Below are 7,226 nucleotides of genomic sequence, written 5' to 3'. Positions count from 1 at the left end.
TCGCGCGGCCTGCGCGCGGCGGGCGACGAAGGTGTGGGTGATGCCGGTGTGCCAGCCGGGCAGCGGCAGGGTGCGGACGTCCTGGAAGCCGGCCGCCCGGACGCGGGCGGCGAAGCGGCCGGCGGTGTCGAACTCCACGACGCTGCGCCACAGGTGGCGGTACAGCCCGCCGTCCCCGAGGACGGCCGCCGCCGGCTGTACGAGGCCGCGGCAGACCAGGTTCCACACCATGCGGTCGGCGCGTCGGCCGCTGAGGGTGTACTCGTGCACGCCGAGCCGTCCGCCGGGCACGAGCAGGCCGTGTACGGCGGCCAGGACGGCGTCGGGGTCGGACACGTTGCGCAGGAGGTAGCCGGCGAAGACCGCGTCGAACGGTCCGTCCACCCCCGCCTCGGCCAGGCGTTCGGCCGGTGCCCGCACGAAGGTCACACCGCTCCCCCAGGGTTTCGCGGCGGCCCGCCGCAGCATGCCCGCGGAGGCGTCGACGGCCGTGATGTGCGCGGCGGGCAGGACGGAGCGGAGGGCGGCCGTCGAGGCGCCGGTGCCACAGCCGAGGTCCAGCAGGCGCAGGCCCGCGCCGTGTCCGGGCAGGCCGAGCCGGCGTACCGAGCGCCGGAGCTGGCCGTGGTAGCCGGGGTTGGCGGCGACCAGCGCGTCGTAGCTGCGGGCGGCGTGGTCGAACGCGGCGCTGAGATCGTCGTCGCGCAGCAGGGTCATGTGGTCTCCAGGAGCAGGCGGGGCCAGTCGAAGGGGCGGCGGGGCAGACCCGGCAGTTCGAGTGCCGAGCGGAGCATCGGGAGGATCGGTGTGCGCAGGCCGACGGCGAGGTCCTCGTGCAGCCGGGTGCGTCCGTCGAGGAAGGCCAGCAGCCGGGGCGTGGGCACCTGCTCGAACAGCCGGCAGAACAGCGCGGGGCCGTCGACCCGGCCGGTGGCGAGGGCGCGCAGCAGTACGGCGTCCATGGCGCGGGACCGGGCGGAGTGGGCGGCCGGCGGGACCGGGCGGTGTCCCCGGCGCAGGGCGGACGCGACGGCCCGGGTCTGGCGCTGGAGGCCGGCGAAGGTGTAACCGGTGGCGGGACGGGTGGCGCCGCCGGCGGCGCCGATGCGGAACACCGAGGTCCCGACCCGTCGTGGCATCGGGGCGTCCGTCATCGGGATGACACCGGTCTCCGTGGCGAGGACACGGGTGTCGCCGAGGCGCAGCACGTCGTCGGCGTAGTGCCGTACCGCCGCCCGGTAACCGCTGTCGGTGAGGGGCCGCGGGGAGAACTCCGTGTACTCGACGAGTGCCTCGTGCGGTCCGGTGGGCAGGACGTACCCGAAGGACAGGCCGTCGGCGGGCTGCGGGGTGCGGAAGTCCATGAGGTCGACCGTGCCGGGGTCGAAGACCGGCCGCGCGGTGCGGACGAACCAGCCGTGGAAGTGCTGGAGGAGTGTGGTGCGGGCGGCGGGCAGGCTGCCGAGCGGCCGTGAGTCGAAGACCCAGCGGGCGCTCAGCAGGCCGCTTTGGCCGTCGGGATGCCGCAGCCGGACGTGAGCGCCGCCCTCGACGTCCTCCACCGTCTCGACGGTGGCCCGCAGGCACCGCACGTTCGGGCTGCGCGCCAGGTCCCGCCGGACCAGGTCCTCGAAGTCGTCGGAGCGGAGCATCTTGTACCGCAGGGGGGAGATGTCGCCCTCGACGGGGCGGCCCCGGGGCGGCCGTACGCGCAGGTGGCGCCAGGAGGCGGTCAGTGCCGCGTCGAAGCGTCCGCGGCCCGGCTCCCAGAAGCACCAGGTGCGGCGCGGCGGGGTCAGCGGACCCGGCGGCGCGTCCACGAGCACGACGGACGGCGACCGCAGCCCCCGCACGGGCCCGGCCAGACGATGGGCCAGTGACAGCCCGGCGGCTCCCCCGCCCACGACGGCCACCTCCGTCTCGAACACGACGGCTCCTTCCGTGCCGCGCGCCGGTGCGCGGCACCGCACCTTGCGCGTATTCCCGTCCGGGTGCCCGAACGGATGCGGGTCACCCGGATGCGGCCCGGATCCGCCGTGTCGGGTCGGGGATGTGGAAGACACCTTCACAGACTCGGCCTGCGTCGCATCCACGCCCGGCGCTCCGGCCGAAGACGAGGTGACGAACCGCTGTGTGCTCACGACGAGAGGAACCGCATGCGCCCCACGCAGGCGAAGCAACACCAGGCGGTTGTACCGCGATCCGGCCCGTGCCCGGTGCCGCCGTCGGGGTCCCCCGTCCGAGTGCGCCCGGACGGGGGAACGGACGCCGGTGACGGCGGGGTCCCGGCCGGCCCCGAGGAGGCGGGGCTGGTCGACGCCGACGTACCCGGCGCCGTAGGCCGGGTCCTCGACCAGGTCCTGGCCGACCGCGTCGCGCGGGCCCGCGCCGTGGACGCCCTGTTCGCCGAGGAACTCGCCGGGAGGGTCGCGCTGTTCACCCGGTCGGGCGGCAAGCGCACCCGCTCACAGCTCCTGTGGTGGACGCTGCGCGCCTGCGGCGGCACCGGCGCGGTGCCGGTGGGGGCCGCGCTGCGGATCGGTGCCGCGCTCGAACTCCTGCAGACCTGCGCTCTCGTGCACGACGACGTGATGGACGGTTCGGCACTGCGGCGCGGCCGTCCCGCGCTGCACGCCGACCTGCGCGCCCGCTACGCCGGTTCGGCCGCCCCCGAGCGGCTGGGCCGCTTCGCGGCGGCGGGCGGGATGCTGGCCGGCGACCTGGCGCTCGTCTGGTCGGACGACCTGGTGGCCGAGACACCTCTCGCCGGTACCGCGGCGGCCGCCGTGCGCCGTCTGTGGAGCGATCTGCGCACGGAGATGGTGGCCGGTCAGTACCTGGACGTGCAGGGCCAGGTCACGGGGTCGTACTCGCCGGTCCGGGCGATGCGCGCGGCCTGCCTCAAGAGCGGCCGGTACTCCGTCGAGCGGCCCCTCGCGCTGGGCGCCGCCCTGGCGGGTGCCGACGACGCCACGGCGCACGCCCTGTCCGGCGCGGGCCTCGCCATCGGTACGGCCTTCCAGCTCCGTGACGACCTGGACGACCTTTTCGCTCCGTCCCGGCTGACCGGCAAGCCTTCCGGGGGTGACGTCCGCGAGGGCAAGCCGACCTGCCTCGTCGCGCTCGCGCACGTCCGGGCCGAGGCCCGGGGAGACCGCCTCGCCCTGGCCGTCCTGCGCCGTTCGCTCGGCGACGCCCGGCTGACCGAGGCGGGTCTCGACCGGGTCAGGGAGGTGCTGGTCAGGACGGGCGCGCGGGACTCGGTGGAGCGCAGGATCGACCGGCTGGTGGCGCAGGGGCTGCGCCGTCTCGACGGCGTCCTGCCCGCGCACGGCCCCGGGGAACGGCTGCGCCGGCTGCTCACCGCGGCCGCGGAGGGGGCGGCGGCCGGCGGCGCCCCGCCCGGCGCGGACTCGGCGGTGCCGGTGGCGCCGGCCTCCTCCGGTGCGAAGGGGGCCGGCCGATGAGGCGCGCCCTGCCCGGCCGCACCGACCACGTCGTGGTCGTGGGGGCCGGACTCGCCGGACTGTCCGCCGCCCTGCACCTGCTGGGCGCCGGGCGCCGGGTCACCGTCGTGGAACGGGACCTGCTGCCCGGCGGCCGGGCCGGGCGGCTCGACATGGGCGGCTACCGGATCGACACCGGCCCCACCGTGCTGACCATGCCCGACATCGCCGACGAGGCGTTCGCGGCGGTCGGTGACAGCCTGCGCGCACGCGTCGAACTGACCGCGCTGGCACCGGCCTACCGGGCGCGTTTCGCGGACGGCAGCGCACTGGACGTGCACACCGGCGCCGAGGCGATGGCCGCGGAGGTGGAGCGCTTCGCCGGGCCCGCCGAGGCGGCCGGCTACCTGCGGCTGCGCCGCTGGCTGGAGAGGCTCCACCGGGCGCAGATGCGCCGTTTCATCGACGCCAACTTCGACTCCCCGCTGAACCTGCTGAACACCGACCTGGCCCGGCTGGCCGTGCTCGGCGGCTTCGGCCGGCTGGACGCCCGGATCGGGCGGTTCCTCGGGGACGAACGGCTGCGCCGGGTCTTCACCTTCCAGTCGCTGTACGCGGGGGTGGCGCCCGCTCGCGCCCTCGCCGCGTACGCGGTGATCGCCTACATGGACACCGTCGCCGGGGTGTACTTCCCCCGGGGCGGCATGCACGCCCTGCCGCGGGCCATGGCGGACGCGGCCCGCGACGCGGGCGCCGACCTGCGGTACGGGCAGCGGGTGACCCGGCTGGAACGCTCGGGCAGCCGGGTCACCGCCGTCGTCACGGACCGGGACCGCATCGCCTGCGACGCCGTCGTCCTCACCCCGGACCTGCCCGTCGCCTACCGGCTTCTCGGCCGCCGGCCCCGGCGCCCGCTGCGCCTGCGGCACGCGCCGTCCGCCGTGGTGCTGCACGCGGGGACGGACCGCACCTGGCCGCAGCTGGCGCACCACACCATCGACTTCGGTGCGGCCTGGCACCGCACGTTCACCGAACTGACGCGGACCGGGCGGCTGATGAGCGATCCCTCGCTGCTCATCACCCGGCCCACGGCCACCGACCCCGGCCTGGCCCCGCCGGGCCGCCATCTGCACTACGTCCTCGCGCCCTGCCCCAACACCGACATCGGTCCGGACGCCGTCGCGTGGCGCGAACTCGGCCCCCGCTACCGGCAGTCGCTGCTGCGCGAGCTGGAGCGGCGCGGACTCGACGGCTTCGAGAGCGCCGTCGAGGAGGAGTGCCTCGTGACCCCGGCCGGCTGGCAGGCGCAGGGGCACGCCGCGGGGACACCCTTCTCGGCCGCGCACACCTTCAGCCAGACCGGACCGTTCCGGCCGCGCAATCTGGTGCGGGGCACCGAGAACGCCGTCCTCGCCGGCTGCGGCACCACGCCGGGCGTCGGCGTGCCGACCGTACTGCTGTCCGGCAAGCTCGCCGCCGCCCGGGTCACCGGCCTGCCGGGGCCCGCACCGGGCCGCCCGCACGCCGCACCGGCCGATGTGAAGGAGACCACCGCATGACGGACCGTGAACTGGACGCGGCCGGGATCGGCGACCCGGCGCTGCGCGCGGCCTACCGCCACTGCCGTGCCCTCAACGCGCGGCACGGCAGGACGTACTTCCTCGCCACCCGGCTGCTGCCGGTCGAGCGCAGGCCCGCGGTCCACGCGCTGTACGGTTTCGCGCGCTGGGCGGACGACATCGTCGACACCCCCGGCGCGGGCGCCGACACCCCGCGGCGTGCCGCGGTCCTCGCGGAACTGCGGCGGTGCCTGGAACAGGGGCTGCGGGACGGGGGCGCCCGGGAGCCGGTGGTCCTGGCGCTCGCCGACACCGCGCGCCGGTACGGCATCGACCACGCGCTGTTCGGCGACTTCATGACCGCGATGCGCGCGGACCTCACCGTGACCGGCTACGCCACCTATGCCGACCTGCGCGGTTACATGCACGGCTCGGCCGCGGTGATCGGCCTGCAGATGCTGCCCGTGCTGGGCACGGTCGTGCCACGGGAGGAGGCCGCGCCCTACGCGGCGGCCCTGGGCGTCGCCTTCCAGCTGAGCAACTTCCTCCGGGACGTGGGCGAGGACCTCGACCGCGGCCGGGTCTATCTGCCCGCGGACCTGCTGGCGGCCCACGGCGTCGACCGGGACCTGCTGCGGTGGAGCCGGGACACCGGCCGGCCCGAGCCGCGCATCACCGCCGCGCTGCGCGAGTTCGAGGCGCTGACGCGCGGGGTGTACCGGCAGGCGGCACCCGGTCTCGGCATGCTGGACCCGGTCTCCCGGCCCTGCATCCGCACGGCGTTCGTGCTGTACGGCGGCATTCTCGACGCGGTGGCCGAGGAGGGCTACGCGGTGCTGCACCGCCGTGCGGTGGTGCCGCGCCGCCGGCGCGTGGCGGTGGCCGCCGACGGTGCGGTGCGCGCGGTCGCCGCGCGGCTGCGCACGCCGCAGACCACCCGGCGACCGGCCGCGCCGCGTCCGGTGCCCGCTCCGGCGCACGGCACGGCGTGCGTACCGCCCGCGAAGGAGGCCGTGTGAACAACCCCGTCCCGCCCCGGCGGCGCAGTCGTCTTCCGCTCTCGCTGCGGCGGCGCGGTGTGCCGTGGGAACGGCAGCGGCCCACCTGGCGCGAGGCCAGGCCCGCGGTGATCGCACAGGCGCTGAAGCGGTCCCAGGCCCGCCCGTCGGGCAACTGGTACGTCGTCGGCCCGTCGTCCGAGCTGCGCGCCGGCCGCCCGGTCGGGCGGACCGTGGCGGGGCAGGAGGTGGTGGTGTGGCGCGCCGCCGACGGCCGGCCGGTGGGCGGTCCGGGCATCTGCCCTCATCTCGGTGCTCCGCTGCGGGACAGCCCGGTCCGCAGCGGCACCCTGGTGTGCCACTGGCACGGCCTCGCCCTGGACGGCACACCGTGCGCGGGCTGGGGCCCCTTGCCCGTGCACGACGACGGCGTCCTGCTGTGGGTGCGGCTGGACGAGGTGGGCGGTGAGGTCCCGCTGGACGGGCCGGTCCTCGCACGGCGGCCGGAGCGGGGGCGGGCGCTGACGGCCGTCCACGTCGGCACCGGGGTGTGCGAGCCCGAGGACATCGTGGCCAACCGACTGGACCCGTGGCACGGTGCGTGGTTCCACCCGTACTCGTTCGTCGATCTCACGGTGGTCGGATCGCCCGACGGCTCCGGGAGCGGCGCGGGTGACTCGGCTGACGCGGGCGGCTCGGCTGACGCGGGTGACGCGGGTGACGCGGGTGACGCGGGTGACGCGTTCACCGTCGACGTCTCCTTCAAGGTGGCGGGACGGCTGGTCGTACCCGTCCGGGCGGTGTTCACCTCCCCCGAACCGCGCACGGTGGTCATGCACATCACCGAAGGGGAGGGAGCGGGTTCCGTCGTCGAGACCCATGCCACCCCGCTGGGGCCGGACGAGCTGGGCCGGCCGCGCACCGCGGTGATCGAAGCGGTGATGGCGGCCTCCGACCGGCCGGGCTTCGCCGTGGCCAGGCGGGCGGCACCGCTGCTGCGTCCGCTGGTCCGCGGCGCCGCGGGACGGCTGTGGCGGGACGACCTCGCCTACGCCGAACGACGGTGGCGGCTCCGCTCCACGGGCCGGTTCCCCGGATGATCTCGCCGGTTCCCCGGATGATCTCGCCGGTTCCCCGGATGATCTCGCCGGTTCCCCGGATGATCTCGCGGGCGGCGCGGCCGGCCGCGCCGCCCCCGGCGGTGTGCGCGCGGCATCGCGGAA

The 7,226-nt window shown here is 76.3% G+C and carries 6 protein-coding genes; 4 read left to right on the top strand and 2 right to left on the bottom strand.

The features are described from left to right. Window positions 1–717: class I SAM-dependent methyltransferase (locus GT045_RS08785; protein WP_161333830.1), on the bottom strand; the 717-nt coding region annotated here is incomplete at its 3' end. Beyond that, entirely contained in the window at window positions 714–1,928 is a 1,215-nt protein-coding gene (locus GT045_RS08780) for a lycopene cyclase family protein (protein WP_161333829.1), read from the bottom strand. The genes GT045_RS08780 and GT045_RS08785, both read right to left, overlap by 4 nt. A 315-nt stretch (window positions 1,929–2,243) precedes the next feature. Between GT045_RS08780 and GT045_RS08775 the strand changes: the two genes are divergently transcribed. Genes GT045_RS08775 through GT045_RS08760 form a run of 4 tightly spaced genes read left to right on the top strand, consistent with a single transcriptional unit; the run spans window position 2,244 to window position 7,103 of the window. After that, on the top strand, window positions 2,244–3,467 hold the full coding sequence (locus GT045_RS08775) for a polyprenyl synthetase family protein (protein WP_345942586.1): 1,224 nt from the start codon (window positions 2,244–2,246) through the stop codon (window positions 3,465–3,467). Then, a complete protein-coding gene (gene crtI / locus GT045_RS08770; protein ID WP_161333827.1) occupies window positions 3,464–5,005 on the top strand; it encodes a phytoene desaturase family protein in 1,542 nt (513 codons plus the stop codon). The genes GT045_RS08775 and crtI overlap by 4 nt, the downstream gene beginning before the upstream one ends. Further along, entirely contained in the window at window positions 5,002–6,024 is a 1,023-nt protein-coding gene (locus GT045_RS08765) for a phytoene/squalene synthase family protein (RefSeq protein ID WP_161333826.1), read from the top strand. Before crtI ends, GT045_RS08765 begins: the two co-directional genes overlap by 4 nt. Further along, on the top strand, window positions 6,021–7,103 hold the full coding sequence (locus tag GT045_RS08760) for a Rieske (2Fe-2S) protein (protein ID WP_161333825.1): 1,083 nt from the start codon (window positions 6,021–6,023) through the stop codon (window positions 7,101–7,103). The genes GT045_RS08765 and GT045_RS08760 overlap by 4 nt, the downstream gene beginning before the upstream one ends. Window positions 7,104–7,226: the final 123 nt, after the last annotated feature.

This window comes from Streptomyces sp. SID486 (assembly GCF_009865385.1).
Lineage (GTDB): Bacteria > Actinomycetota > Actinomycetes > Streptomycetales > Streptomycetaceae > Streptomyces.
Note: the sequence above shows the minus strand (reverse complement) of the source record. Positions and strands in the feature narration are given on the sequence as shown.

Excerpts from the sequence above, each read along its gene's own strand:
- GT045_RS08765 (WP_161333826.1), top strand. The coding sequence starts at position 5,002 with ATGACGGACCGTGAACTGGACGCGGCCGGGATCGGCGACCCGGCGCTG.
- crtI (WP_161333827.1), top strand. The coding sequence starts at position 3,464 with ATGAGGCGCGCCCTGCCCGGCCGCACCGACCACGTCGTGGTCGTGGGG.